General features: G+C 62.8%; 24 protein-coding genes and 1 other RNA gene. 12 read left to right on the top strand and 13 right to left on the bottom strand.

Features of this window, described 5'->3' with window-relative positions; genetic code table 11:
- Window positions 1-60 precede the first annotated feature (60 nt).
- Window positions 61-750 (top strand): gamma-glutamylcyclotransferase, encoded by a 690-nt coding sequence (locus tag AC3Z8Y_RS23650; RefSeq protein WP_490087800.1) that lies wholly within the window; start codon window positions 61-63, stop codon window positions 748-750.
- On the opposite strand, the gene AC3Z8Y_RS23645 is transcribed toward AC3Z8Y_RS23650, so the two are convergent.
- Window positions 747-1,724, bottom strand: coding sequence for an NADPH:quinone oxidoreductase family protein (locus AC3Z8Y_RS23645; protein ID WP_490087799.1), 978 nt, complete (start codon window positions 1,722-1,724; stop codon window positions 747-749). The two genes, AC3Z8Y_RS23650 and AC3Z8Y_RS23645, sit on opposite strands and share 4 nt — an antisense overlap.
- A 130-nt stretch (window positions 1,725-1,854) precedes the next feature.
- Between AC3Z8Y_RS23645 and AC3Z8Y_RS23640 the strand changes: the two genes are divergently transcribed.
- Window positions 1,855-2,268, top strand: coding sequence for a flagellar basal body-associated protein FliL (locus AC3Z8Y_RS23640; protein ID WP_181111029.1), 414 nt, complete (start codon window positions 1,855-1,857; stop codon window positions 2,266-2,268).
- A gap of 15 nt (window positions 2,269-2,283) precedes the next feature.
- Here AC3Z8Y_RS23640 and AC3Z8Y_RS23635 read toward each other — a convergent pair whose 3' ends face one another.
- Window positions 2,284-3,891: a putative bifunctional diguanylate cyclase/phosphodiesterase gene (locus tag AC3Z8Y_RS23635; RefSeq protein ID WP_490087798.1), complete on the bottom strand. Its 1,608-nt coding sequence runs from the start codon at window positions 3,889-3,891 to the stop codon at window positions 2,284-2,286.
- Between the two features lie 191 nt (window positions 3,892-4,082).
- Between AC3Z8Y_RS23635 and AC3Z8Y_RS23630 the strand changes: the two genes are divergently transcribed.
- Window positions 4,083-5,318, top strand: coding sequence for a M20/M25/M40 family metallo-hydrolase (locus tag AC3Z8Y_RS23630; RefSeq protein WP_490087797.1), 1,236 nt, complete (start codon window positions 4,083-4,085; stop codon window positions 5,316-5,318).
- A gap of 33 nt (window positions 5,319-5,351) precedes the next feature.
- Here AC3Z8Y_RS23630 and AC3Z8Y_RS23625 read toward each other — a convergent pair whose 3' ends face one another.
- Window positions 5,352-5,801, bottom strand: coding sequence for an EVE domain-containing protein (locus tag AC3Z8Y_RS23625; protein WP_490087796.1), 450 nt, complete (start codon window positions 5,799-5,801; stop codon window positions 5,352-5,354).
- A 195-nt stretch (window positions 5,802-5,996) separates the two neighbouring features.
- On the opposite strand from AC3Z8Y_RS23625, the gene AC3Z8Y_RS23620 reads away from it, so the two are divergent.
- Window positions 5,997-6,137 (top strand): hypothetical protein, encoded by a 141-nt coding sequence (locus AC3Z8Y_RS23620; RefSeq protein ID WP_181111021.1) that lies wholly within the window; start codon window positions 5,997-5,999, stop codon window positions 6,135-6,137.
- Window positions 6,138-6,150: 13 nt separating this feature from the next.
- Here the strand turns inward: AC3Z8Y_RS23620 and AC3Z8Y_RS23615 are convergent, their stop codons facing one another.
- The 4 genes from AC3Z8Y_RS23615 to AC3Z8Y_RS23600 all read right to left on the bottom strand — a co-directional run bounded on the left by AC3Z8Y_RS23615 (window position 6,151) and on the right by AC3Z8Y_RS23600 (window position 7,564).
- A complete protein-coding gene (locus AC3Z8Y_RS23615) occupies window positions 6,151-6,768 on the bottom strand; it encodes a 5-formyltetrahydrofolate cyclo-ligase (protein WP_490087795.1) in 618 nt (205 codons plus the stop codon).
- A 61-nt stretch (window positions 6,769-6,829) separates the two neighbouring features.
- Window positions 6,830-7,008: non-coding RNA, 6S RNA (ssrS, locus tag AC3Z8Y_RS23610), on the bottom strand.
- 32 nt (window positions 7,009-7,040) lie between these two features.
- Window positions 7,041-7,358, bottom strand: a complete 318-nt coding sequence (locus AC3Z8Y_RS23605) for a cell division protein ZapA (protein ID WP_490087794.1) — start codon at window positions 7,356-7,358, stop codon at window positions 7,041-7,043.
- Window positions 7,355-7,564 carry a TIGR02449 family protein gene (locus tag AC3Z8Y_RS23600; protein WP_181111018.1) on the bottom strand — a complete coding sequence of 70 codons (210 nt, stop codon included), beginning with the start codon at window positions 7,562-7,564 and terminating at the stop codon, window positions 7,355-7,357. The genes AC3Z8Y_RS23605 and AC3Z8Y_RS23600 overlap by 4 nt, the downstream gene beginning before the upstream one ends.
- 155 nt (window positions 7,565-7,719) lie before the next feature.
- On the opposite strand from AC3Z8Y_RS23600, the gene AC3Z8Y_RS23595 reads away from it, so the two are divergent.
- The 6 genes from AC3Z8Y_RS23595 to gcvH all read left to right on the top strand — a co-directional run bounded on the left by AC3Z8Y_RS23595 (window position 7,720) and on the right by gcvH (window position 13,719).
- Window positions 7,720-8,274, top strand: coding sequence for a YecA/YgfB family protein (locus tag AC3Z8Y_RS23595; RefSeq protein ID WP_490087793.1), 555 nt, complete (start codon window positions 7,720-7,722; stop codon window positions 8,272-8,274).
- Window positions 8,275-8,294: 20 nt separating this feature from the next.
- Window positions 8,295-9,629, top strand: a complete 1,335-nt coding sequence (gene pepP / locus AC3Z8Y_RS23590) for a Xaa-Pro aminopeptidase (protein WP_490087792.1) — start codon at window positions 8,295-8,297, stop codon at window positions 9,627-9,629.
- Window positions 9,626-10,819 (top strand): 2-octaprenyl-6-methoxyphenyl hydroxylase, encoded by a 1,194-nt coding sequence (gene ubiH / locus AC3Z8Y_RS23585; protein WP_490087791.1) that lies wholly within the window; start codon window positions 9,626-9,628, stop codon window positions 10,817-10,819. Before pepP ends, ubiH begins: the two co-directional genes overlap by 4 nt.
- 32 nt (window positions 10,820-10,851) lie before the next feature.
- The gene (locus tag AC3Z8Y_RS23580) at window positions 10,852-12,090 is read left to right on the top strand and encodes a 2-octaprenyl-3-methyl-6-methoxy-1,4-benzoquinol hydroxylase (protein ID WP_490087790.1); all 1,239 of its coding nucleotides are present in this window, start codon (window positions 10,852-10,854) and stop codon (window positions 12,088-12,090) included.
- Window positions 12,091-12,213: 123 nt separating this feature from the next.
- Entirely contained in the window at window positions 12,214-13,293 is a 1,080-nt protein-coding gene (gene gcvT / locus AC3Z8Y_RS23575) for a glycine cleavage system aminomethyltransferase GcvT (protein ID WP_490087789.1), read from the top strand.
- 42 nt (window positions 13,294-13,335) lie between these two features.
- Window positions 13,336-13,719, top strand: coding sequence for a glycine cleavage system protein GcvH (gene gcvH / locus AC3Z8Y_RS23570; protein ID WP_490087788.1), 384 nt, complete (start codon window positions 13,336-13,338; stop codon window positions 13,717-13,719).
- 39 nt (window positions 13,720-13,758) lie between these two features.
- Here the strand turns inward: gcvH and AC3Z8Y_RS23565 are convergent, their stop codons facing one another.
- From AC3Z8Y_RS23565 to AC3Z8Y_RS23555, 3 genes are all read right to left on the bottom strand, one after another.
- Window positions 13,759-14,076, bottom strand: a complete 318-nt coding sequence (locus AC3Z8Y_RS23565) for a DUF2388 domain-containing protein (RefSeq protein WP_181111011.1) — start codon at window positions 14,074-14,076, stop codon at window positions 13,759-13,761.
- A 92-nt stretch (window positions 14,077-14,168) separates the two neighbouring features.
- Window positions 14,169-15,935 carry a GspE/PulE family protein gene (locus AC3Z8Y_RS23560; protein WP_490087787.1) on the bottom strand — a complete coding sequence of 589 codons (1,767 nt, stop codon included), beginning with the start codon at window positions 15,933-15,935 and terminating at the stop codon, window positions 14,169-14,171.
- Window positions 15,936-16,043: 108 nt separating this feature from the next.
- On the bottom strand, window positions 16,044-17,408 hold the full coding sequence (locus AC3Z8Y_RS23555; protein ID WP_490087786.1) for a CYTH domain-containing protein: 1,365 nt from the start codon (window positions 17,406-17,408) through the stop codon (window positions 16,044-16,046).
- A 132-nt stretch (window positions 17,409-17,540) separates the two neighbouring features.
- On the opposite strand from AC3Z8Y_RS23555, the gene argE reads away from it, so the two are divergent.
- Together argE and argA are read left to right on the top strand one after the other, a co-directional pair.
- Window positions 17,541-18,695, top strand: a complete 1,155-nt coding sequence (gene argE / locus AC3Z8Y_RS23550; protein WP_490087785.1) for an acetylornithine deacetylase — start codon at window positions 17,541-17,543, stop codon at window positions 18,693-18,695.
- Between the two features lie 130 nt (window positions 18,696-18,825).
- Window positions 18,826-20,124 (top strand): amino-acid N-acetyltransferase, encoded by a 1,299-nt coding sequence (gene argA / locus AC3Z8Y_RS23545; RefSeq protein ID WP_490087784.1) that lies wholly within the window; start codon window positions 18,826-18,828, stop codon window positions 20,122-20,124.
- Between the two features lie 52 nt (window positions 20,125-20,176).
- Here argA and gshA read toward each other — a convergent pair whose 3' ends face one another.
- From gshA to AC3Z8Y_RS23530, 3 genes are all read right to left on the bottom strand, one after another.
- Entirely contained in the window at window positions 20,177-21,760 is a 1,584-nt protein-coding gene (gshA, locus tag AC3Z8Y_RS23540; RefSeq protein WP_490087783.1) for a glutamate--cysteine ligase, read from the bottom strand.
- A 166-nt stretch (window positions 21,761-21,926) separates the two neighbouring features.
- Entirely contained in the window at window positions 21,927-22,310 is a 384-nt protein-coding gene (locus tag AC3Z8Y_RS23535; RefSeq protein WP_490087782.1) for a PaaI family thioesterase, read from the bottom strand.
- Entirely contained in the window at window positions 22,310-24,631 is a 2,322-nt protein-coding gene (locus tag AC3Z8Y_RS23530) for a Tex family protein (protein ID WP_490087781.1), read from the bottom strand. The genes AC3Z8Y_RS23535 and AC3Z8Y_RS23530 overlap by 1 nt, the downstream gene beginning before the upstream one ends.
- Window positions 24,632-24,737: the final 106 nt, after the last annotated feature.

Raw genomic sequence — 24,737 nt, 5'->3', positions numbered from 1 at the left:
CCGTTCTGGCTTCGGTTAGAGTGGCCACGGAAGCATTTTTGTAACATCCGGGGTTCCTACATGTCGGCAATCGAACCTGCCCCCTCCTGTCGGGTTGCGTACCCGCCTGTTCTCAACACACCGCAGTTGAGTGATGAAGAGCTTGCCTGCTCACTGGCTTCGACCATGAGCCAGCATGCGGGCGGGCCCGTGTGGTTATTCGCCTACGGTTCGCTGATCTGGCGCCCCGAGTGCAACAGCGTGGAGCGCCGCCGCGCGCGGGTGCATGGGTACCATCGTGGGCTATACCTGTGGTCCCAGGAGCATCGTGGCACGCCGCAGAATCCAGGCCTTGTCTTCGGGCTGGACCGCGGCGGCTCGTGTACCGGGTTCGCCTACCGCTTGCATGAAGACCATCTTGAAGCATCGCTCATGGCCCTGTGGAAGCGAGAGATGCCTTACCCGTCCTATCGGCCGCATTGGCTTACCTGCCGCCTGGACGACGGGACCAAGGTGCAGGCGCTGGGCTTTGTTCTGGAGCGGCATTTGCCTACGTATGCCGGCAACCTGCCGGACGACCTGCTCGTGCAAGTGTTGGCTAGCGCGTGCGGCCGCTCGGGCAGTTGCCGGGACTATGTAGAGCAGACCATCGCAGCGCTGCGGTCCCACGCCATGCCAGACCGAAACCTGGAAGCCCGTTTCAAGCGCTGGTTGGAAATGACGCTTACCCCGGCCAGCGCCATTTCGCCCGAACTGGTGCAGGCGCCTTAGCGGACCTGGACCACGAGTTTGCCGATGGCTTGGCGATCCGCCAGGGCCTGAATGGCTTGGGGTGCTTGCTCAAGGCTGTAGCGATTGGAAATGTGCGGGCGCAACTTCCCCTCTTCATACCAACTGAACAGCTGACGGAAGTTTGCGGCGTTGTCGTGGGGCTGGCGTTGCGCGAAAGCACCCCAGAATACGCCTACCACTGCCGCCCCTTTAAGCAGGGCGAGGTTGGCGGGTAACTGGGGAATACGGCCACTGGCAAAGCCGATCACCAACAGGCGGCCGTTCCAGGCCACGCAGCGGATGGCCGCGTCGAACGCATCGCCGCCCACCGGATCGTAGATCACATCCGCGCCCTGGTTGGCGGTGAGCTTCATCACCTGTTCTTTCAGGTCGCCGCCGCTGTAATCGATTACCTCGTCAGCACCGGCAGCCTTGGCAGCTTCCAGCTTGGCGGGGCTACTGGCGGCGGCAATTACCCGAGCGCCCATGGCCTTGCCGATTTCCACCGCAGCCAGCCCCACACCACCCGCCGCGCCCAGCACCAGCAGCGTTTCGCCAGGTTTGAGATCACCGCGCTGCTTGAGCGCGTGCATCGAGGTGCCATAGGTCATGGGGAACGCGGCGGCCTCGTCGAATGGCATGCTCTCGGGCATCGGCAACACGTTATAGGCAGGCGCGGTGACTTGTTCAGCGAAGCTGCCCCAGCCCGTAAGTGCCATTACCCGGTCGCCTTCCCGTAGCGCCGTTACCCCTTCGCCTACCGCACCCACCACTCCGGCAGCCTCGCCCCCCGGAGAGAACGGAAAAGGCGGCTTGAACTGGTATTTACCCTCGATGATCAGGGTGTCCGGGAAGTTCACGCTGGCGCTGTGCACCTGGACCACCACCTCGTTACGCTTGGGCTGCAGCGGGGCCACCTCTTCGATGACCAGGCTTTGCGCCGGGCCAAAGGCTTTGCACAATAACGCTTTCATGGGCTATTCCTTTCCGGGTAATGGCCGATAAGTGTAGGCAAGCCCCCCGGCCGGGCAACGATGATGGTGACGCCTGATAGCCGCCTATAACCGCTGCGCCCCGCCGCGTATTGAACGAGGAATTGATGCTGTGAAACCCTGGATCGCTGTATTGCTGGCCGCTTGCATTCCCTTCGCCGTCCAGGCGAACGAAGGCGGTGAATCTAAAGAAGGGCCGCCAAAGGTGGTCTACTACTCGCTGAGCCCGCCCTTGGTGGGCAACTACGCCATGGACGGAGGCCCCCGCCTGCACGTGTACAAGGCCGATATCGCCCTGAAGGTCACCGGCGAAGAGGCCGTGGCCGCGGTGAAACACCATGAGCCTTTGATTCGCAACCAACTGGTGCAGCTGTTCAATCAGCAGAGCCAGGATGCCATGAGCTCGGGCGAAGCCAAAGAGGCCCTGCGTCAGGAAGCGCTCAAGCAAACCCAGCAGGTAATCAATGCCGAAGAGGGCAAGCCGGTGGTAGAAGACTTGCTGTTCAACAACCTGATCGTGCAGTAAGCCGCGCCATCAAGTTCAAATCACGACCTGATCGTGGGCTTTTTGGCCGCTGCGCACTACGTCGCTCTGAACCGCTGAGTCGATATCACGGCTGGAGCGCGGGTGGCCGTAAAGGTAACCCTGTGCGAAATCGCAGCCGTTGCTGGCCAGCCATGACGGCAGATTGGGGGAGTGAAAATCTTCAATCCCTTCCGCCGTCACTTTCATCTTCAAGCTACGGGCCATCCCCAGGATGGCTTCCACCACAGGGAGATGATCCTCGTCGCCGGACTCGAAGAAAGAGCGGTCTATCTTGATCTTGTCGATGGACAAGCGGGTCAGGTGATAAAGCCCGGAATAACCTGTTCCGAAGTCATCCAGGGCCACGGTGATGCCATGCTCATGGAGGCGGTTCAGGTTTTTCTGGGCTGCCTGAAGGTTTCCTACGAGGGCTTCCTCGGTGATCTCCACCTCGAAACGCTCGCAGGGGAAGTTTTCCTGGCGTAGCTGTTCCAGTAGCCGGTCAGGGAACAGCTCATCGGTGATCATGGCGGGGGTCACGTTCAAGGAAAGGCGCAGGTTGTTGTCCCACCCCCTCGCAGCCTTGCAGGCCTGCCTGACCAACGACCGTGTCATCGCCGGCACAAGCCCCAACCGCTCAAGCGCCGGAATGAAGTCCGTGGGCATCACGATGCTTGCATCGGGCTTGATCCAGCGCGCCAGTATTTCGAAGCCCACTACTTCCTGGCAGGGAAACGCAACGATAGGTTGAAAGTACGGGACGATTTCTTCCTGCTCGACCGCTCGCTTGAGGGTGAGGTCGCTGTCGAACTGCGCCAGGCGCTGGCGCTCGAAATCCGTGCTGTAGAAGTGATACGTCGAGCGCCCGCTGTCCTTGCCTTTGTACATGGCAACATCTGCGTAGTGCAGCAATGTCGATGCGTCGTGAGCATCCAGCCATGAACGTGCGATGCCGAGGGTGGCCCCGAAGCGAGAAAACGCCAGAGAGTCCGGCCCACAACGTGCGATGCCCTGGATGATGGCCTCAGCGACCGTGCGAAGCGCCTGCTCCTCCTTCTTGTCAGTCAGCAACACGCAGAACTCGTCCCCGCCCAGGCGCGCGGCAACACCACCGTGCGCGCGGGCAACTTCATCCAGGTGACCGGCTACCTTGATCAGTACTTGGTCCCCAGCGGTATGGCCGTGCTGGTCATTGATGGCTTTGAAATGATCCAGGTCGATCAGCATCACCACGGCTGGCTGCACGTGTGCAAGCCGTTCCCCGAGAAGCGCCATGAACACCCGGCGATTGAACAAACCGCTGAGCGCATCATGTTTCGCGAGTGTCTCGGCCTGGGATTGCATCTTCTGCAAGCGCCAATAGCTGATCCGCGTATTTCGGATCAACCGCCTGAGAACAAGGGTAGGGAGGATCAGGGAAAGCAGCGAAAACCCTGTCGAAGTGAGCACGAAGCGCCACCGCTCACCATTTTCAAACCCGCCGTCGTAGGGCAAGCCAAGCAGAGGCAGTACCCAACGCTCCAGCTTGAACTCCCACAAGATGGACAAACCGATCACGGTGAATATGACCAGCAACAGAAGGCGGTAAATGCGGAAAGGGTGAGTACGGTGGAAGTCGGACATGACCGGCCCTCGTAGGCCAAGCGGGGTGACGTAATATCAGGTGGCCATCATACGGCTTTTGCTTGGATCTATGCCCATTGAATTGATGCATTTGGTCGATTATTGATCAGCGCTCCGGCCGGAACAGCCGTACGTGCGCTTTACGTCAGACCAACTACAGTTGATATACATTTCAATTCAAGGAGTTACCCATGGTTTGGCTGCAACCCTCTCGCTTGCTGGCAACCGGGCTGGCCTTGGCCGTGTCCATGGCGATGCTACCTGTGCAGGCCGCGGTTGATACGACCGTGCAGGGCAAGGCCGAACAGTTGAAGGACCCTGCCCTGAAGTTGCTCGAAAGGCTGGTGAACATCGACTCCGGCTCGGGCTATGAGCCAGGCCTGACCCAGGTACGTACGCTCGTGTCCGCCGAATTGAAGGCCTTGGGCGCGAGTATCGAAACGGTACCCAACACCGCGCCGGACAAAAGCCAGCATGTGGTGGCTACGTTCAAGGGCAGCGGCAAGGCGAAAATCCTGCTGTTGGCGCACATGGACACCGTGTTCAAGGAAGGCTCTGCCGCGGCGCGGCCTTTTCATATCAAGGACGGCCGCGCCTATGGCCCGGGCGTAATGGACGACAAAGGCGGCATCGTGGTCGCGCTTCAGGCACTGAAAATCCTGAAGGACATGAATTTCAAGGATTATGGCCAAGTCACCTTGCTGCTCGACGCCAGCGAGGAGACCGGGTCGGAGGCGGCGAGCGCGCTGATCCAGAAAGTCGCCAAGCAGCACGATGTCACCCTTAACCTTGAGCCCGGCCGGCCGGCGGATGGCCTGGTGGTGTGGCGCAAGGGCAGTGCAACCGCGGTGGTCGAAGTGACCGGCAAGGCCTCTCACGCTGGCGTAGCGCCTGAACTGGGGCGCAACGCCGTCATGGAAGCCGCGCATCAGATTCTGCAGCTGGGCCAACTGGGCGACCCGGAAAAGAAAACCACGGTCAACTTCACTGTCATCAACGCGGGTGACCGAATCAACGTAATCCCAGACCACGCCGTGGCCAAGGCCGACGTGCGCGCCGCGGTGCCAGAAGAGTTCGACCGCGTGGAAAAAGACCTCGCCCGGGTCGCCAGCACCCGGCTTATCGCCGATACGCAGGTCATCACGCGCCTGGAGCGCGGATTGCCACCCATGCCGCAGACGCCCGCCAGCGATAAGCTGGTGGCCATGGCTCAAGGTATCTACGGTGAGCTGGGGCGCACACTCACGGTAGAAGGCACCGGTGGCGCAGCGGATGCCAGCCTCGCCGCCGCCGTGGGCGTACCCACCCTCGATGGCTTCGGCATTGTAGGGGGCAATATCCACACGCCCGAGGAATACGCGGAAGTAGAAAGCCTGGTGCCGCGGGTTTATCTGCTGACCCGGATGTTGATGGATCTGTCGCGGTAGCTTTGCGGGTGAAGGCGGTACGCCCGTGGCCTGTTACACCAACCCCAGCACTGCCGCCCATTGCGCCTCGGTCACGGGCATCACCGAAAGCCGGCTCCCCTTTTTCACCAGGGCCAGTTCCTCGAGCGCGGCTTGCTGCTTGAGTAGCCCCAGGCTGAGCACGTTGGGGAACACTCGCTCGCAACTGACGTCGACCGATAGCCAGGGGTTTTTGTCTTCGGTCGCCTTAGGGTCGTGGTAGTGGCTTTCGCTGTTTAGGGCGGTGGGGTCGGGGTAGGGCGCGGTGTCGATGCGAGCGATGCCCGCGATACCGGGCTCAGGGCAGCTAGAGTGGTAGAAGAAGAACTGATCCCCGGGCTGCATGTCGCGGATGAAATTGCGGGCCTGATAATTACGCACGCCGTCCCAGCGTGTCGGGCCCAGGCGATCGAGGCCTTGGATGGAGAGCTCGTCAGGCTCGGATTTCATCAGCCAGTAGGCCATGGGAAGCGGTCCTTTTTCAGGGTGCGATAGCAGGGAAATGTTACACGCTGGATTATCCCGACAGCCGGTTGAAATCAGCGTTTGCATGTCACCGGAAGCTGTCGGAGAATGCGCGCAAATTTTAACCCAGGGTCCCGCCAAGCGGGGCCTTGGGCCACTATCTCTCACGCAACAAAGCCTTCAGGAGGGCCAACGATGCGGCGTAAACCGGACTTGCTGTGGGTTCTCGTTTTTCTGTTTGGCATTGGTGTAGTCACCACCGGTTATGCCCAGAGCTTCTGGGAGCGCAAGGCCAGCGAACCTGTCGAAGCAGCCTACGCCGTACCTCTGCGTTGAGTTTCCCCTCCCGTCATTCCTGAGCCTTCCCGGCAACATACCAGGCGCGATCCGTCACGGTTCCCTGCAAGGGCACGTCCCAGCTGGCTTGCTGCAGCCGATCCACTTTCTGGCATTCATGTGCCAACCCCAGCAAGGTCGGCTTGCGCCAAGTGACCCTCCTTGCCCGGTACGCCAGGCTGCGGTCGTAGAAGCCGCCCCCCATACCCAGCCGCCCGCCTTGTTCATCGAAGCCCACCAGGGGCAGCAGCACCAGATCCAGTGCCCAGATCCGCCGTTGCCGCCGAAGGCAGCGCATGGGCTCGGCAATACCGAAACGGTTGGCGCGCAAGCGTTCTCCAGGCCGCACGCGCTGGAAAACCATATGCGTGCGCGGCCATGGGCTAAGCACCGGAAGGTAAGTGTGTTTGCCTCGCCGTTGAGCGCTACGCAACAAAAGGCGCGGGTCGATCTCGCCATCGTTGGGCAGGTACAAAGCAACGCTGCGTGCCCGCCGGAACACCGGGTGGTGGCTGAGCTGGCGATACAGCCCGCGCGCGGCGGCGCGGCGCTGGGCAGGCGCCAGTGCGTTGCGTGCGTCACGCAGGCGTTTGCGCAGCTGGTTGCGTGTAAGGGAGGAGGCTTCGATCATGCTGGCAGGCTCCGCGGATGGCAAGGGAGCCTGGGGTGCCCTGAAGGCAGGGCGAAAAGAGGCGCTCCCCGACGAACCGCTGTCGGTGTAGCCCTTGAACCCGAAAGTTCAAGGTGGAGATTGCAGGAGGCTTTCAGGCTTTCCGTCGAGCGGACATGCACACCAGCCCCAACGTGCAACTTCCGTGGTTGTGCGTATCGGCTCAGGGACATGACCGACTGGCGCGCACTCCAGGGAGCGGGCTCGAGTATACCCCAAACCATATGCCTGGATCAGCCCCTGGGCGCGACCTGACTAGTGGCAAGTGCCAGATCCACCCGTTCCAGCAGGTCGCGTACCTGTTCGCGGGTAGCACCGCTGGGCTGCGCTTCGCTGGTTTCCTTGCGATGCAGCAGGTCGTGGGTGATGTTCAACGCGGCCATTACCGCAATCCGGTCAGCGCCGATCACTTTGCCGCCGGTGCGGATTTCGCGCATCTTGCCATCCAGGTAGCGCGCCGCGCTGATCAGGTTGCCGCGCTCTTCGGGCGGGCAAATGATCGAGTACTCCTTGTCCAGGATATGCACGGTAACGCTGTTGCTCGAATTCATGAGTCTTGCTCCAGGGCCTTGAGGCGCGAAATCATCGACTCGACCTTGCGGCGGGCGACTTCGTTTTTCTCGATCAAGTGGGCTCGCTCCTCGCGCCAGGTACGTTCATGGGCGTGAAGGAGGGCATTTTGCCGATTGAGGTGCTCGACGCGTTCGATCAGAAGTTCGATCTTGCCCATCAGCGCTTGCAGGTCGTTCTGTTCCATGGGTGGGCGGTTACGATGTCCTGGTAATGGGGCGGTGTGAACGAAAGCAGACCACAGCGCGGGCCGGCGGTTGCGTCGATGGTCTTGGCGTACCTGCCGGTGTAGGATACGAAGCCTTCATTCTAGACATTGCGCCGCCCGGCGCCTAGCTGCCCATGCCCAACACTAGTTCCCCGTACGCTGCCTTCGCCAAATTGCTCGCCGACAACGGGTACCCTGTCTCTCCCGCCGAATTGCAAGGCCTGCTGCTGGGGCGTAGCTGCGCCGGCGTAGGCTTCGATGTCGACGCCTGGCTGGACGACGCCATCGAAGTGCTCGGCGCGCCCGCTGACGGGACCGTTCGGCAGGCGCTGATCGGCCTGCAGGAAATGGTCAAGACCGAGCTCACCGGCGATGATGTCACCGTGGTGTTGCTGGTGCCTGGGGACGAACTGCCCCTGGCCGAGCGTGCCGCCGCGCTAGGCCAGTGGTGCCAAGGTTTTCTCACCGGCTTCGGCCTGGCTGGAGGTAGCAAGAAGCTAAGCGATGACGCGCAAGAGGTGTTGCAGGACCTCGCCGCGATCGCCCAGGTGCAGGACGCGCTCGAAGAATCCGAAGACGGTGAAACCGACTATATGGAAGTGATGGAATACCTGCGCGTCGCGCCCTTGCTCCTTTATACGGAGTTCGCGAAACCGGCCGCGCCAACGCCCAAGCCATCCCTGCACTGATCGCCGAGGAGCCTTGCCGCATGGTCCAGATTCCCAAGGCTGAATACGCCCGCCGGCGCAAGGCCCTGATGGCCGAGATGGTTCCGAACAGCATCGCTATCCTGCCGGCAGCCGCGGTGACCATCCGCAACCGTGACGTGGAGCATATCTACCGTCAGGACAGTGACTTCCAGTACCTCAGTGGTTTCGGCGAGCCCGAAGCGGTCATCGCGCTCATACCCGGAAGAGAGCACGGTGAGTACGTGCTCTTTTGCCGGGAGCGCGACCCACTGCGGGAGCTGTGGGACGGTTTGAGGGCGGGCCAGGAAGGGGCAATTCGCGATTACGGCGCGGACGACGCCTTCCCGATCAACGACATCGACGACATCCTTCCTGGCTTGATCGAAGGCCGCGACCGTGTGTACACCGCGATGGGCAGCCATCCGGAATTCGATCGCCACCTCATGGAATGGGTAAATCAGATCCGCTCCAAGGCCAACCTCGGCTCGCAACCGCCCAAGGAGTTCGTGGCGCTGGACCACCTGTTGCATGACATGCGCCTGTACAAATCGGCGGCCGAGATAAAGGTGATGCGTGAAGCTGCCGCCATCTCTGCCCGCGCCCATGTGCGTGCGATGCAGGCAGCGCGCCCCGGCCTTCATGAGTACAGCCTCGAGGCTGAGCTGGACTACGAGTTTCGCCGGGGCGGCGCACGGATGCCGGCCTATGGCTCTATCGTCGCGGCCGGGCGCAACACCTGCATATTGCATTATCAGGACAACAACGCCCCGCTTCGCGATGGCGACCTGGTACTTATCGACGCCGGCTGTGAGATCGACTGCTACGCCAGCGACATTACGCGCACGTTCCCGGTCAGCGGCACCTTCTCGCCCGAGCAACGGGCGATCTACGAGATCGTGCTGCAGGCCCAGCAGGCGGCGTTTGCCGAGATCGCACCGGGCAAGCACTGGAACCGCGCGCACGAAGCCACGGTGCGGGTGATCACCGAAGGCCTGGTACGCCTGGGCTTGCTGGTGGGCGATGTCGACGAATTGATCGCCGCCGAAGCGCATCGAGGGTTCTATATGCACCGCGCCGGCCATTGGCTGGGGCTGGATGTACATGATGTGGGTGAGTACAAGGTGGGCGGGGAGTGGCGCGTGCTCGAGCCGGGCATGGCACTCACGGTCGAGCCTGGCATCTACATATCGCCGCACAATGACCAGGTCCCGAAAAAATGGCGGGGCATTGGAGTGCGCATTGAGGACGACGTGGTGGTAACGCGTACAGGCTGTGAAATTCTTACGAGCGGTGTGCCCAAGGCCATCGACGAAGTTGAAGCACTGATGGCGGCCGCGCGGGCGGCGTGTTCATGACCCACGCTGATATAGCGATCATTGGTGGCGGGCTGGTGGGGGCGAGCCTTGCGTTGGCCCTGCAGCCGCTTGCGCGGGAACGGAGCTGGAAGATCACATTTGTGGAGCCCTTCGCGCCAGGCAACGGCTATCAACCCAGCTATGACGCGCGAAGCTCGGCCCTGTCGTACGGCACCCGGCTTATTTACGAGCACCTGGGTGTATGGGCGGCGATAGCCCGGCACGCAGAGCCTATTCGCAACATCCACGTGTCCGACCGCGGGCGCTTCGGTGCCACTACGCTTGAGGCCGGCGAAGCGGGCGTCCCGGCCTTGGGCTACGTGGTAGAAAACGCCTGGCTTGGCCAGTGCCTGTGGGCCGCCCTGGACTCGGAGCGCGTCAGCTGGCGTTGCCCTGCCGAGGTGACCGCCCTGCGTGCCGAGCCCAACGGCTATCGCCTTACGCTTGCCGATGAAACCCAGCTCACCTGCTCCCTCGCCGTGCTTGCCGACGGCGGCCGTTCAGGCCTGCGTGATCAGTTGGGCGTGGAGGTGAAAGTGCGTGAGTACGACCAGACCGCGCTAATTGCCAACGTCAGCTTCAACCAACCGCATAACGGCCAGGCGTTCGAACGCTTTACAGATGATGGGCCGCTGGCCTTGCTGCCGCTGCCGGATAACCGCTGCGCGTTGGTATGGACCCGCAAGCCCGCCGACGCCAAGCGTTTGCAGGCACTTCCGGACGCGGCCTTTCTGGCTCAACTGCAACAAAGCTTCGGCTATCGCCTGGGTACGCTGACCCAGGTTGGCGCACGCAGCCTCTACCCCTTGGCGCTGGCCGAGGCCCGTGAGCAAGTGCGCCGTAACCTGGTCGTGCTGGGGAACGCAGCCCATAGCCTGCACCCGATCGCCGGCCAGGGCTTCAACCTCTCATTACGGGATGTGCAAGCGTTGGCGCAGGCTCTGGCGGCCAGCGATACCCCGCCCGGCGAGCTGGCGGCCTTGCAGGGTTACGTTGCCGCTCAGCAGCGTGACCAGCAATGGACCATAGGCTTCTCCGACCAGGTTACCCGCCTGTTTTCCCAGCCAGGCCGCTGGGTCGCTCATGGCCGCAACCTGGGCCTGCTCGGGCTGGATCTGCTGCCGCCTGCGCGCCAGTGGTTCGCCCGGCAGGCAATGGGCATGGGTACGGGCGTAGGAAGCTCCCGATGAATGCGACAGGTTCCGGCAAAGGCAGCAACCCTATGGAAACTACAGCAGATGTAGCTATCGTCGGCGCCGGGATGGTTGGCAGCACGCTGGCGCTCGCGCTGGCAGGCAGCGGCCTCAAGGTGATGATCATCGATGGCGGCAATCTTATGCCGCAGCCCTTCGGCCCGGGCTCGCCGTTCGAGCCACGGGTGAGTGCGCTGTCGGCGGCCAGTCAGCGGATATTCGAGCGCCTGGGCGTATGGAGCGCCATGCGTGCCCGGCGGGTAAGCCCCTACACCGATATGGACGTGTGGGACGGCAGCGGCACGGGCGCGGTGCATTTCAGCGCCGCGAACGTGCACGCACAAGTGCTGGGCCATATCGTGGAGAACAACGTTGTACAGGATGCGCTGCTAGAGGCCTTGCAGCAGTGCGACGTCCATTTGCTTGGCGGTGCCAGGGTCGAGCAGATGCGGCACTCTGGCAATGACCGCCTGCTCAGCCTGGCCGACGGCTCCCAGGTGCGCACCCCGCTGGTGATCGCCGCCGATGGCGCCAACTCCGCCATCCGCCGGCTGGCCGGTAGTGCCACCCGTGAGTGGGACTATCTTCATCACGCCATCGTGACCAGCGTGAGAACCGAGCTTGGCCATCGCGCAACCGCCTGGCAGCGCTTCGGTGACGACGGCCCGCTGGCCTTCCTGCCATTGCAGGGCAACACAGGCGAGCATTGGTCTTCCATCGTGTGGTCAACCACGCCCGAAGAAGCCCGGCGCTTGATGGCACTTGATACTCAAGCGTTCTGCGCGGCGCTGGGTGGCCGGTTTGAACACCGCTTGGGTCGAGTGCTGCATGCCGATCCGCGGTTGTGCATCCCGTTGCGTCAGCGGCACGCCCGGCGTTATGTAGAGCCCGGGCTGGCCCTGATCGGGGATGCCGCACACACCATCCATCCATTGGCAGGGCAGGGTGTGAACCTCGGGTTGCTGGATGCCGCCGTGCTCGCCGAAGAGCTGCTACGGGCGCGGCAGCGAGGCGAGCGCCTGGCCGACGAGCGTGTGCTCAGCCGTTACGAGCGCCGGCGAATGCCGCAGAACCTGGCCCTGATGGCGGCAATGGAAGGCTTCGAACGGCTTTTCCAGGCCAACCCGCTACCCGTGCGCTGGTTGCGCAATACCGGGTTGTCGCTGGTGCAGGGCTTGCCCGACGCCAAGGCAGCCTTCGTGCGGCATGCGCTGGGCCTGGGCGGCGACCTGCCGGCACTGGCGAAAGTAGCGCAAGAGGCACTCTGACGTCACCGGGGGCAAAGCGGCCAGGTAAGCGGGCGGAATGCCGGTTAGCGTTGCGCCAGGGTGCCAGGGGCAGATATGAAGGCTACAATGCCGCCCATTCGCAGCGCCGGGAAGGAGAACCCCATGGGATTGCGCACACCGCTGTACGACCAGCATCTGGCACTGGGTGCCAGGATGGTCGATTTTGGCGGTTGGGAAATGCCTCTGCACTATGGCTCACAGGTCGAGGAGCACCATGAAGTGCGCCGGGCCTGTGGTGTATTCGACGTCTCCCACATGGCAGTGGTCGACGTCATAGGCAGCGGCGCCTACGGGTGGCTGCGCCAACTTCTGGCCAACGATGTCGACCGGTTGCCCGGGCCTGGGCATGCCCTTTACAGCGCCATGCTCAATTCCCGCGGCGGAATCATCGATGACCTGATCGTGTACCGGCGCGAAGAAGGCTATCGCCTGGTTGTCAATGCGGCGACCCGCAGCAAGGACCTGGCCTGGCTGCGTGCCCAGGCCGAAGGGCAGGACGTGGAAGTGATCGAGCGGGTGACCACCGCGATCCTCGCCGTACAAGGCCCTACCTCGCGTGAGCGGGTCGCGGAGCTGTTGGGCGGCACGCGTGCGGCCCTCATCCGCAAACTCCAGCCGTTCCAGGCTGGCGAAGATCACGGCTGGTTCATCGCCCGCACGGGTTACACCGGCGAGGACGGGGTAGAGATTCTCCTTCCCGCAGACGAGGTGTGCGGGTTGTTCAACGATCTGGTAGGCGCCGGGATCACCCCGATCGGCCTTGGCGCCCGGGACACCTTGCGGCTTGAAGCAGGCCTGAACCTGTACGGGCAAGAGCTCGACGAAACACATTCCCCCTGGGTATCCAACCTCGGTTGGACAGTCGCCCTGGAGCCGTCGAACCGGGCATTCAACGGCCGCGCCGCGCTGGAGGCAGAACTCGCTGCCGGGCCAGGTTCACGGCTGGTAGGGCTGGTACTGGAGGAGCGCGGCGTGCTGCGCGCCCATCAAGTGGTGCGCCTCGACAAGGCCGAAGGCGAAATCACCAGCGGCAGTTTTTCGCCTACGCTTGGCAAGTCCATTGCGCTGGCCCGCGTGCCGCGGCAAACGCCTGAGCGCGCCGAAGTGGAAATCCGTGGCAAGTGGTACCCTGTGCGGGTGGTAAAACCCACCTTCGTGCGGCACGGCAAAATACTGATCTGACGCCAACCGTGGCAATCCCCGTCGACCTTTTGAGGACTACCCATGAGCAATATCCCAGCTGAACTCCGTTATGCCGAAAGCCACGAGTGGGCACGCCTTGAAGCCGATGGCAGCGTTACCGTCGGTATTTCCGACCATGCCCAGGAAGCGCTGGGGGATGTGGTATTCATCGAACTGCCGGAAGTTGGAAAAACCGTTTCCAGCGGTGACCAGGTAGCCGTGGTGGAGTCGGTGAAGGCAGCATCCGATATCTATGCGCCGGTCAGCGGTGAGGTGATCGAGGTCAATGCGGCACTGGCTGACGCCCCTGAAAGTGTCAACGGCGAGCCGTACAGCGCATGGTTTTTCAAGATCAAGCCAACCGATACCGCCGAGCTGGACAAGCTGCTCGATGCCGCAGGCTACCAAAGCGCTATCGGGGACTGATAGGTAGCCCCGCGCGCATGGCCGCGGGGCGAGCCTGGCTTATTGCTCAGCCAGGGCGTTCTTCGCCAGAATGGCGTTCGCAAGCTCCATGTCCGAAGCCTGCATGCCTGGGTTGTCCGCTCTCAGCCGAGTGATGGCGGCTTCCAGGTAAGGCCCACGGATTTCGCCGTTGCTGGCCACGAAGCTGCCGGCGTCATCCTGCGCGGCAACGACCATCTTGTGATCCTTGAAGGTCAGGTAGGTGGAACCTGTGGTCGCGCCTGAAGACAGCACGTTGCGCCAGAACGAATCTGCCATGGCAGAAGAAAGGGGCAGTGAAGCCAGCGCCAGGGTTGCTACAGCGAGTTTGACGCGCATGACAGCGTACTCCAAGTGTGTTGTTATCCACCCTCTTTGAGCGCGGCGCGGGGGGTAGAGTTCCGCCCTGCGGGCCTGGGCATGGGGCGGCCTCAGGCCATCGCAGGCGCTATGCGCAGCGCTTCCGCCAGGCTGGTCTGGCCTGCTGCGACCAGGCGCGCGGCGGCGGCGCGCAAGGGCTGCATGCCAGCGGCGCAGGCCACGCGGCGAATCGCAGTCAGGTCTGGCTCCGCGACGATGCTTTCAGCGATGGCTTCGTTGAAGGCCAATAATTCGTACACGCCCGCGCGGCCCTTGTAGCCTGAACCCCCACACAAATCGCAGCCTCGTGCTTCGTGGATCTGGCTCGGCGGTCGCCCGGAGGACTCACCCGCCAGGCTAAGCCAATCGTGCGGGGTGATAGCCACCCGGGCTTTGCAATGAGGGCACAGAATGCGCACAAGCCGCTGCGCCATCACCCCTGCCAGCGTGGCCCTTACCAGATACGCGGGTACGCCCAGTTCCATCAAGCGGGTAAGCGCGCCAGGCGCGTCGTTGGTATGCAAGGTGGACAGCACGAGGTGCCCGGTGAGCGCCGCCTGTACGGCCATGTGGGCGGTTTCGCTGTCGCGGATTTCGCCGACCATGATGATGTCCGGGTCCTGGCGCAAAAGTGCGCGAACCCCTTCGGCAAACCCTAGCTCGATGCAGGGGCGGACCTGCATCTGATTGAACGCAGGGTGGACCATTTCGATCGGGTCCTCGATGGTACAAAGGTTTACGTCCCGTGAAGCCAGGCGGTGGAGGCTGGCATACAGCGTGGTGGTCTTGCCAGAGCCGGTCGGGCCGGTGACCAGGAGGATCCCGTGAGGTTTGGACAATAGCGTTTCCCAGCGCTGCTGGTCTTCCTGACGTAGGCCCAGCGCCCCCAGGCCTTTGTTGAGCACAGCCGGGTCGAAGATCCGCATCACCATCTTTTCGCCGAAAGCCGTGGGGAGTGTCGCCAGGCGGAGCTCGATCGTTGCGCCGCTGGGGGCCTGGGTTTTCACCCGGCCATCCTGGGGGCGGCGTTTCTCGGCCACGTTCATGCGGCCAAGGGATTTGAGCCGGCTGATGACGGCCAGCCCGACGGGGAGAGGTAACTGGTAGGCATCGCGCAGCATTCCGTCGATACGCAAGCGGATGTCTGTGTGTTCGCGCCTGGGTTCGATATGGATATCGCTGGCGCCTTGTTCGAAGGCGTACTTGAACAGCCAATCGACAATGTCGATCACAGGCGCCTCATAACTTGCGGCGGTTTCTTCTACGCCCTGAAGGGACACCAGTTGCTCGAAGGATTGCGTATAGCTTTTAGGCGTGGCACCGCCGGCGCCGCGCACCGATTGCGCCAGCCGGAAAGAGTCCGCTATCAACCGCCGCAGCTCGGCCGGATTGGCAACCACGCGCAGGATGGCCTTGCGGCAGGTTTGCGTCAGGTCTGCTTCCCAGCCGCGAATTCCGGGCTGGGCGCTGGCAATGGTCAGCGTGTCTTCGCTTGAGGCGACCGCGAGAATCTGGTGGTGCCGGGCAAAAGCAGCCGACATTGTGGTGGTCACCAGCTGTCGGTCCAGCTTGAGAGGATCCAGCCGCAGGAAGGGCTGGCCGACCTGGCTCGCCAGCCACATGCAAAGCGCATCCAGGGTCAGCGGTTGCCCGGGTGCTGCCATGTCGTTCAGTTGCAAGCTGGCAAGGTATTCAAGGGGGTGCGAGTCCGGGTGTTCCCTGCGGCCATTGAGGGCCAGTTCCGCCGCTGCGCAGGTGAGCCGTTGCTGGCGCATCAGCGAGTGAAGCAGTTCGCCCAGATCGAGCGGTGCATCTTGGTTTGGCCTGACAGTGTCCATGCGAAGGCTTCCTGAGTGGGCATCCTTGCCCGGCCAGAAAATCCTACCTTGGCTCGCGTGCGCGAGCAGAGCGCAACTGTCAGTGCATATGTGCGCGGCGGTGAATACCTAGCGCGACAGGGCCTTCCACGCGCGCGTACGGCCAACGATGGCCGCCTGATCCGCGCGCGGTTGCAGCACTTCGTCGGTCACAGGCAGGCTGGCGAGAACGTGCAGCTTGTTCAGCTCGCCGTACAAGCGGTCGGTTTCCTCCACTTCCAGTACGTCGCGGGCATGGTGCAGCCACACCTGCACACGCTCCAGGCGCGGCAACTGCTCGGCCAGGTCCTCGGGCTGGCGCTCGTAGCGCTCCAACTTCAGCGCGACCATTTCCTCCTTGAGGAAATGCGCCAGCCAGTTGGCCAGCGGTGCTTGCCCCTGTCGATTGCCCCGGTTGGCGCGGTCCACCGTCCAGGTACGCTCCAGCAGCCAGCGCGACAGGGTCAGGGAGAAATGCCCCCAGCGCGGGTCGGTCAGCTCCTCGATGAACTGCTCCTGTGCTGCGGCGCGTACGTCCTCGTCTTCCTGGCCAGCTTCGACCAACGGCCTCCAGTCTTCGAGCAAGGCGTCCAGGCCCGCTCGCAAGTCGTGCGTGGTCGGCCGGGGCGCGGCTTGCCCCAGGCTACCGAGCAAGGCGCGCAGCTCCACCAATTGCTGAACCCAGTCTTGCAGCAGGCGCCACTGACCGGTGTGACGATACTGCTCGGCCAGCCGCTGGCTGCCGCCGAGCAGATGCCAGGCGATGGCGCTGAAGGCGTCGTCCAGTGCTTGCTCGGCCTCTACTACGGGCGCCGGTACCGAAACGCTATAGCTGGCAGGGTCGAGCAGGCGGTAGCCGCGTTCGGCCTTGCTGATGTCGCAGGGCATCAGGGGCAGGGTGGCAGCCAGCTCGCAGGCGAGCTCCAGCAGGCCGGCCGGGTCGCCTTCGCGAAGCTCCAGTTCCAGCTCGCAGATTTCTTCGGATTGCTTGCCCGACGCCACTTTGCCCAGGTCCAGCGCAGCTTCCAGCACTACCTTGGCCTTGCCGCGGCCCCATGCGATTTCCGCTTTTTCGCGCACGAAGTCGGTGGTGAACAGCGGCTTGATGGTCTTCTTGTCCAGCTCGGCGAGGGCCGCTGGCCAGCAGCTGTCATCCAGCTTTTTCAAATCCAGTTTGGCTCTTTCCAGCGGCCAGTCGAATTCGTTACGCTCGGACAGGCCGGCAACGCTATGGCCGCGCGTCTTGAGCGTCTGGATGATCGCGTCGCCATCCTTGCGCAGGCGCAGCGCCACGCGGGCCTGGGCAAGGTCGCGCTCTGGCGTGTCGAAGTACTGGTTGAAGAGTTCGTGACGGGACCAGCCGCTTTTGTTACGTTTTTTCAGCAGCGGGTGTTCACGCAGGGCAGCCAGGGTCTCCCGGCTGATGCGCAGTTTGATTTCGGTTTCTTTGTGCATGGCGGGTATATCCGAACGCAGACAAGGCGTAGCGTAGACGCGAAGAGCCGCGCAGTGTACAGCAGTCATGCCGGCGGCGCCCCCGGCTCTGACCGCGCGCCTGTCTGCCGATCAAGCCTGAGGGAGTTCTCGATGCCGTTACCCACACTCAAGGAACGCTTTGCCGCACTGGTGGCAACGCCCTCGGTCAGCTGTACTCAAGCCAGCCTGGACCAGAGCAACGGCCCGGTTATTCAGCTATTGGCCGGTTGGCTGTCGGAGCTGGGTTTTGCCTGCGATGTCCGGGAGGTGTCGCCGGGCAAGTTCAACCTGCTGGCGTCGTACGGTTCCGGGCCGGGCGGGCTGGTGCTGGCCGGGCACAGCGATACCGTTCCGTTCGACGAGCGCCTGTGGAAAACCGACCCGCTCAAGCTTACCGAGGTCGATGGGCGCTGGGTGGGGCTGGGCAGTTGTGACATGAAAGGGTTTTTCGCACTGGTGATCGAGGCCGTGCGGCCCCTGCTGGCCCAGCCTTTTCGGCAGCCGTTGATGATTCTGGCGACGTGCGACGAGGAGAGTTCGATGGCGGGCGCCAAGGCACTGGCCCGTGAAGGCGCGCCACTGGGGCGAGCCGCTGTAATCGGTGAGCCCACCGGCCTGCGCCCGATCCGTTTGCACAAGGGGGTGATGATGGAGCGCATCGACATCCTGGGCCGTAGCGGCCACTCCTCCGACCCCTCGCTGGGGCACAGCGCGCTGGAGGCCATGAACGCGTCAATCAGCGAGCTGATGGGCCTGCGCCGCGAATGGCAGGAGCGCTACCAGAACCCTCAGTTCGGCGTCCCGCAACCCACGTTGAATTTCGGCTGCATCCATGGTGGAGACAACCCTAACCGTATCTGCGGGCAATGCTCGCTGGAGTTCGATCTGCGCCCGCTGCCAGGCATGGACCCGGCTGCCCTGCGCGAAGCGATCAGCCTCAAGCTGCGCCCCGTCGCGGAGCGGCATCAGGTGGAAATCGACTATCGCCCTCTGTTCTCGGAGGTTCCGCCCTTTGAGGAGCCTGCCGACAGCGAACTGGTGAAAGTGGCGGAAAAACTCACTGGCCACAGGGCAGAAGCGGTGGCATTCGGAACGGAGGCGCCGTATCTTCAGCAGCTGGGTTGCCAGACCATCGTGCTTGGCCCCGGCGACATCGCCTGCGCGCATCAGCCGGGCGAATTCCTCGAAATGTCACGATTGGACCCTACGCTGCGTCTGTTACAGGACCTCGTTGAACATTATTGCCTGCGGCCCGCCCTGAGCTGAGGCGCTCCGCCCGCCGGGCCAAACTTACTGTAGAAGGAGACGTGCGCGTGTTGCCAGGCCTGTTGCGACGATAACCGTCCCCGTTTCGCGCCCCCACTTCGTCTTACCTCAGTACAGTACAGGCCGTTCCATGCCCGAATACGTCAATTGGCTTCGCCACGCCTCGCCCTATATCAATGCCCACCGGGATTGCACCTTTGTTGTGATGCTGCCAGGCGATGGCCTGGAGCACCCCAACTTCGGCAATATCGTTCATGACCTTGTGTTGCTGCATAGCCTGGGGGTACGCCTGGTGCTGGTGCATGGCTCGCGCCCCCAGATCGAAAGCCGCCTCGCCGCCCGTGGCCTCACTCCGCACTATCACCGTGGCTTGCGGATTACCGACGGGCCAACGCTGGAATGTGTGATCGACGCGGTGGGCCATCTTCGGGTTGCCATCGAGGCAAGGCTTTCCATGGACATGGCCTCTTCCCCCATGCAGGGCGCGCGCTTGCGCATTGCCAGCGGTAACTTGGTCACCGCCCGCCCCATTGGTGTGGTGGAAGGGGTGGACTATCACCACACCGGGGAAGTACGGCGCATTGACCGCAAGGGCATCAATCGGCTGCTGGATGAGCGAACCATCGTGTTGTTATCCCCGCTGGGTTATTCACCCACCGGCGAAATTTTCAACATCGCCTGCGAGGACGTGGCCACCCGCGCGGCGATCGACCTCGAGGCCGACAAGCTGCTGTTGTTCGGCGCGGAGCCCGGCTTGATGGACGCACGTGGCCAGCTGGTTCGTGAGCTTCGCCCGCAGCAGGTACCAGCGCATCTGGAACGGTTGGGCAGTGATTATCAGGCCGAGCTGCTGGATGCTGCCGCCCAGGCCTGCCGCGGTGGGGTTGCCCGTAGCCATATCGTAAGCTATGCCGAGAACGGCGCGCTGTTGACTGAGCTGTTCACCCGCAATGGCGGCGGTACGCTGGTTGCTCAGGAGCAGTTCGAGCAGGTGCGCGAAGCCACGATCAGTGACGTGGGCGGCTTGATCGAGCTGATCCGGCCTCTCGAAGAGCAAGGCATTCTTGTGCGCCGCTCTCGGGAGGTGCTGGAGCGGGAAATCGAGCAGTTCAGCGTGGTCGAGCGCGAGGGCATGATCATCGCCTGCGCCGCCCTGTACCCTATCGCCGATTCCGATACCGGCGAGCTGGCGTGCCTGGCGGTAAACCCGGAATACCGTCACGGTGGCCGGGGCGATGAACTGCTGGAGCGGATCGAGGCCAGGGCCCGTCAACAGGGGCTCAAAACCCTGTTCGTACTCACCACCCGTACCGCTCACTGGTTCCGCGAGCGCGGTTTCAGCCCCAGCGAAGTAGAGCGCCTGCCCTCGGCCAGGGCATCGCTCTACAACTACCAGCGCAACTCGAAAATATTCGAGAAAACCCTGTAGGAGGCCTCCCACAGGGAAGCGCCTCTTGCAGGCGCGCAGTCAGCGAGCACTATTACTGGCTGATCCCCAGAATGCTGGCTTGATACGCCGCGACGAAGAGGTCGAACTCGCCCACTTCGTTGCGCTCCAGGTCGCTCTGTGCCACCAGCGACGTAACCGCTTGTTTTTCGAAACTGTCTCGCTTCTCGGGTGCCAGTGCGGTGCTGCGGAAATAGTCAGCATGGGCCTGGGTCTGGCGCATGGAAAACTGGCTGAAGCTTTCCTTGTGCGCCGTCATGCTCGCGAGCACCTGGGCAGAAGGCGTGAGCGCAGGGTCTGCGACCTTGTCACGCTGGGCGGCAAGTGCCTGGCGATGCTCATCCATCCCGTGGCTTTGGTCGAGCAGCTCGGCCAATGGCGCGATGCTGTCCAGTAACTGGCTGGCCCACTCGCGCAGGGTGATGGCCTGCCCGTCACGTTGCAGTTCAAGGCCGGGGCGCCGGCCTTCTTTTACTACCTTCATGAAGTTGTCGGTACAGGCACCGCATTCGGGGCCTTGCAGCAACGGGCTGTCTTCCATCGCGCAGTACAGCAGGAAAGCGTCGAGGAAGCGGGACAACGGCAGGTCGACCCCGGTGGGCTGGAAGGGGTTGATGTCCAGGCAGCGTACTTCCACATATTGCACGCCGCGGGCCATCAGCGCCTGGATTGGCCGCTCGCCCGTGTACGTGACCCGCTTGGGGCGGATACTCGAGTAATACTCGTTTTCGATCTGCAATACGTTGGTATTGAGCTGCACCCATTCGCCATTCTTGTGTGTGCCTATTTCCACATACGGCGCATAAGGCGTGGCAACAGCCTGGCGCAGGCTCTCTGTGTAGCTGTGCAGGTCGTTGTAGCAAGGGGTGAGGCTGGCCTGGGCGTTGTTCTGGTAACCCAGGTCGCTCATCCGCAAGCTCGTAGCGTAGGGCAGGTAAAGCGTGGTTGCGTCGAACTGTTCCAGGCGATGCGGGCGGCCCCTCAGGAACCCGGCATCCAGTGCGGGCGATGCGCCGAAGAGGTACATCAGCAGCCAGCTGTAGCGGCGGAAATTACGGATCAATCCGATGTAGGCTGCGGACTGGTAGTCCCGCTCATCCATAGTGTCGGCTTCTACGTCGCGCAGCAGGGGCCACAGCGCCTCTGGCATCGAGAAGTTGTAATGGATGCCCGCGATGCACTGCATGGTACGGCCGTAACGCACGGCCAGCCCTTTACGGTAAACGTGCTTGAGCTGGCCGATGTTGGACGTGCCATACCAAGCCAGGGGGATGTCCTCCTCCGCCGGCAGCGCGCACGGCATGGAAGGCGCCCATAACAGCTCATCGCCCAATGCCGTGTAGGCGAAGCGGTGGATGTCGTCCAGGCTTTTGAGCGTTTCTGCGGGATCAGGCAGGGCAGGGGTGATGAATTCGAGCAGCGCTTCGGAGTAGTCCGTGGTGATCTGCTCGTGGGTCAGCGCCGACCCCAGCGCCTCCGGATGAGGTGTTTGTGCCAGCCGGCCGTCCTGGGTCACGCGCAGGCATTCGCGCTCTATACCGTGCAGGCACTGCTTGAGCAGAGGCAGGTTGGCAGGCTCGCCGAGCAAATGCAGGCGGCGGTTCAGAAGTTCGCTCAAGTTGATGTCCTTACGCGTCGATCGCCCCGATATGGGGATGGCCATGACGTTCTGCAAGGTCGAAGCGGGCGCCCGATCGTTAAAGGCCCGATCAAGCGGGCCGCGTCGAGTTGCCATTCGGCATTGCCTCTTACCTGCCGAACTTACCCGACTTCAGGCGGCCGGGCTATAGAGCGGCGAAGGTGCCTTGCGCCTTGGCCACCATTTTGCCGGCCTGTGACACTTCTGCCTCCACCACCAATGTCCGACGGCCGGCATGGATCACCCGGCCCACACAGGTTACTTCGCCATCGGCGACCGGCCGCAGATAATTGATTTTGCACTCCAGCGTAACGCTCTGACGGTCGAACCCGTGTGAGGTAGAGCACGCCAGCCCCATCGCGATATCCACAAGGCTGAACAGCGCGCCCCCGTGAAGCACGCCGCCGCGGTTACGCAGCGGCGGCGTCAGTACCAGGGAAACCTCGGCTCGTCCTTCCTCCAGGCTCACCACCTTGCAGCCGAGCAGCTGGCTGAAGGCGCTTTGCGTAACCTCGGCGGGAATGTCCATCAACGCTTCTTCAGTTGCTTGGCATTGGCGAACAGGTTTGCCATGGCGCCATTGGCCGGGGCGGCGGTGGCGGTTTCACGCGGGCGTGGCGCGTTGGAAGAACGATTGCTGGCAGGGCGGCTGCCGCCACGGTTGCCCTCGATCTTCTCGCCAGGGGTATCGCTCATGCGCATGGAGAGCGCGATACGTTTGCGTGGGATGTCGACCTCCATCACCTTGACCTTCACCACGTCGCCGGCTTTAACAGCTTCGCGTGGGTCTTTCACGAACTTTTCCGACAGCGCCGAGATGTGAACAAGGCCATCCTGGTGAACCCCTATGTCCACGAAGGCGCCGAAATTGGTCACGTTGGTAACCACGCCTTCCAGCACCATTCCCAATTGCAGGTCTTTCAAGTCCTCAACACCGTCCTGGAAGGCGGCGGTCTTGAATTCGGGGCGGGGATCGCGGCCGGGTTTGTCCAGTTCCTTGATGATGTCGGTAACGGTGGGCAAACCGAAGGTTTCGTCGGTGTAGCGTGCGGGGTCGAGCCGGCGCAGGAAGGCGCTGTCGCCGATCAGCGAGCGGATGTCACGATCGGTCTGCGCGGCGATACGCTGCACCAGCGGGTAGGCTTCGGGGTGGACCGCCGAGGCGTCCAGCGGGTTGTCCCCGTTCATCACGCGCAGGAAGCCTGCTGCTTGCTCGAAGGTTTTCTCACCCAGGCGGCTGACTTTTTTCAGCTCCGCGCGGGTACGGAATGCGCCATTGGCGTCGCGATGGGCAACGATATTCTGAGCCAGGGTGGTATTGAGGCCGGAAATCCGCGCCAGCAGCGCAACCGAAGCCGTGTTCACATCCACGCCCACGGCGTTCACGCAGTCTTCCACTACCGCATCCAGACCTCGCGCCAGCTTGAGCTGGGAGACGTCGTGCTGGTACTGGCCCACGCCAATGGATTTGGGGTCGATCTTTACCAGCTCGGCGAGGGGGTCCTGCAGGCGGCGGGCAATGGATACCGCGCCACGAATCGAGACGTCGAGCTCGGGGAATTCCCGTGCTGCCAACTCCGATGCCGAATACACCGACGCACCGGCTTCGGACACCATGACCTTGGTCAGCTGCAGTGCTGGATACTTCTTGATCAGTTCGCCGGCCAGCTTGTCGGTTTCCCGGCTGGCTGTGCCATTGCCGATCGCGATCAGGTCCACGTTGTGTTTGGTGCACAGCGCGCCCAGCACCGCGAGGGTCTGGTCCCACTGATTTTTCGGAACGTGGGGGTAAACCGTGGCGGTGTCGAGCAACTTGCCAGTGGCATCGACTACGGCCACCTTGCAGCCTGTTCGCAGCCCCGGGTCCAGGCCCAGGGTGGCGCGGGGGCCTGCGGGCGCGGCCAGTAACAGGTCGTGCAGGTTGTGAGCGAACACGTTGATGGCCTCCGCTTCGGCAGCTTCTCGCAACTCACCCAGCAGATCGTTCTCCAATGATGTGTACAGCTTCACTTTCCAGGTCCAGCGCACGACTTCACCCAGCCATTTGTCGGCGGGCCGGTTCTGGTTTTTCAGGCTGAAGTGCTCGGCCACCATCACCTCGCATGGGTGAAGGGTGCCTGCAGCTTCTTCGCCGACTTTGAGCGACACGCTCAGAATGCCTTCGTTGCGGCCTCGGAAAATCGCCAGGGCACGGTGAGAAGGTGCGCCTTTCAGCGGTTCGTCATGCTCGAAATAATCCCGGAACTTGGCCCCTTCCTCTTCCTTGCCTGGAACGATCCGTGCGGCCAGGGTAGCGTGTTCGCTCAGGAACCCGCGGAGCCTGCCCAGCAGGGCGGCATCTTCGGCGAAGCGCTCCATGAGGATGTACTTGGCGCCTTCAAGCACGGCGCGCACATCGGCATAGCCTTTCTCGGCATCCACGAACCGCACGGCTTCGTTCTCGGGGGCCAGCATGGGGTCGGCCAGCAGCCCATCGGCAAGCTCGCCAAGCCCGGCCTCAAGCGCGATCTGCCCCTTGGTGCGGCGCTTTTGCTTGTACGGCAGGTAGAGGTCTTCGAGGCGGGTCTTGGTATCGGCCAGGCGGATTTCCCGCGCAAGCTCGGCGGTAAGCTTGCCTTGTTCCTCGATGCTGGCGAGGATGCTTGCGCGTCGATCGTCCAGCTCACGCAGGTAGCGTAGGCGCTCTTCGAGGTGGCGCAGCTGAGTGTCGTCCAGGCTGCCGGTCACTTCCTTGCGGTAGCGGGCGATGAAGGGCACGGTCGAGCCTTCGTCGAGCAGCGCCACCGCGGCTTCCACCTGTTGCGGGCGCACGCCCAGTTCTTCGGCGATGCGGCTGTTGATGCTTTCCATAAAACCACCTGAATTCTGTAATGCGTGCACCTGCGATGGGGCAGCGGCAAACCGGGCCGGCACTCGCCGGCGGAAAAAGCGTCGCATTATAACCAGCCGAACGTGG

It is taken from the genome of Pseudomonas sp. 3MAES_34.3B (assembly GCF_058145875.1).
The sequence above is the reverse complement of the archived record's forward strand: the minus strand, read 5'-3'. Positions and strand labels throughout refer to the sequence as shown.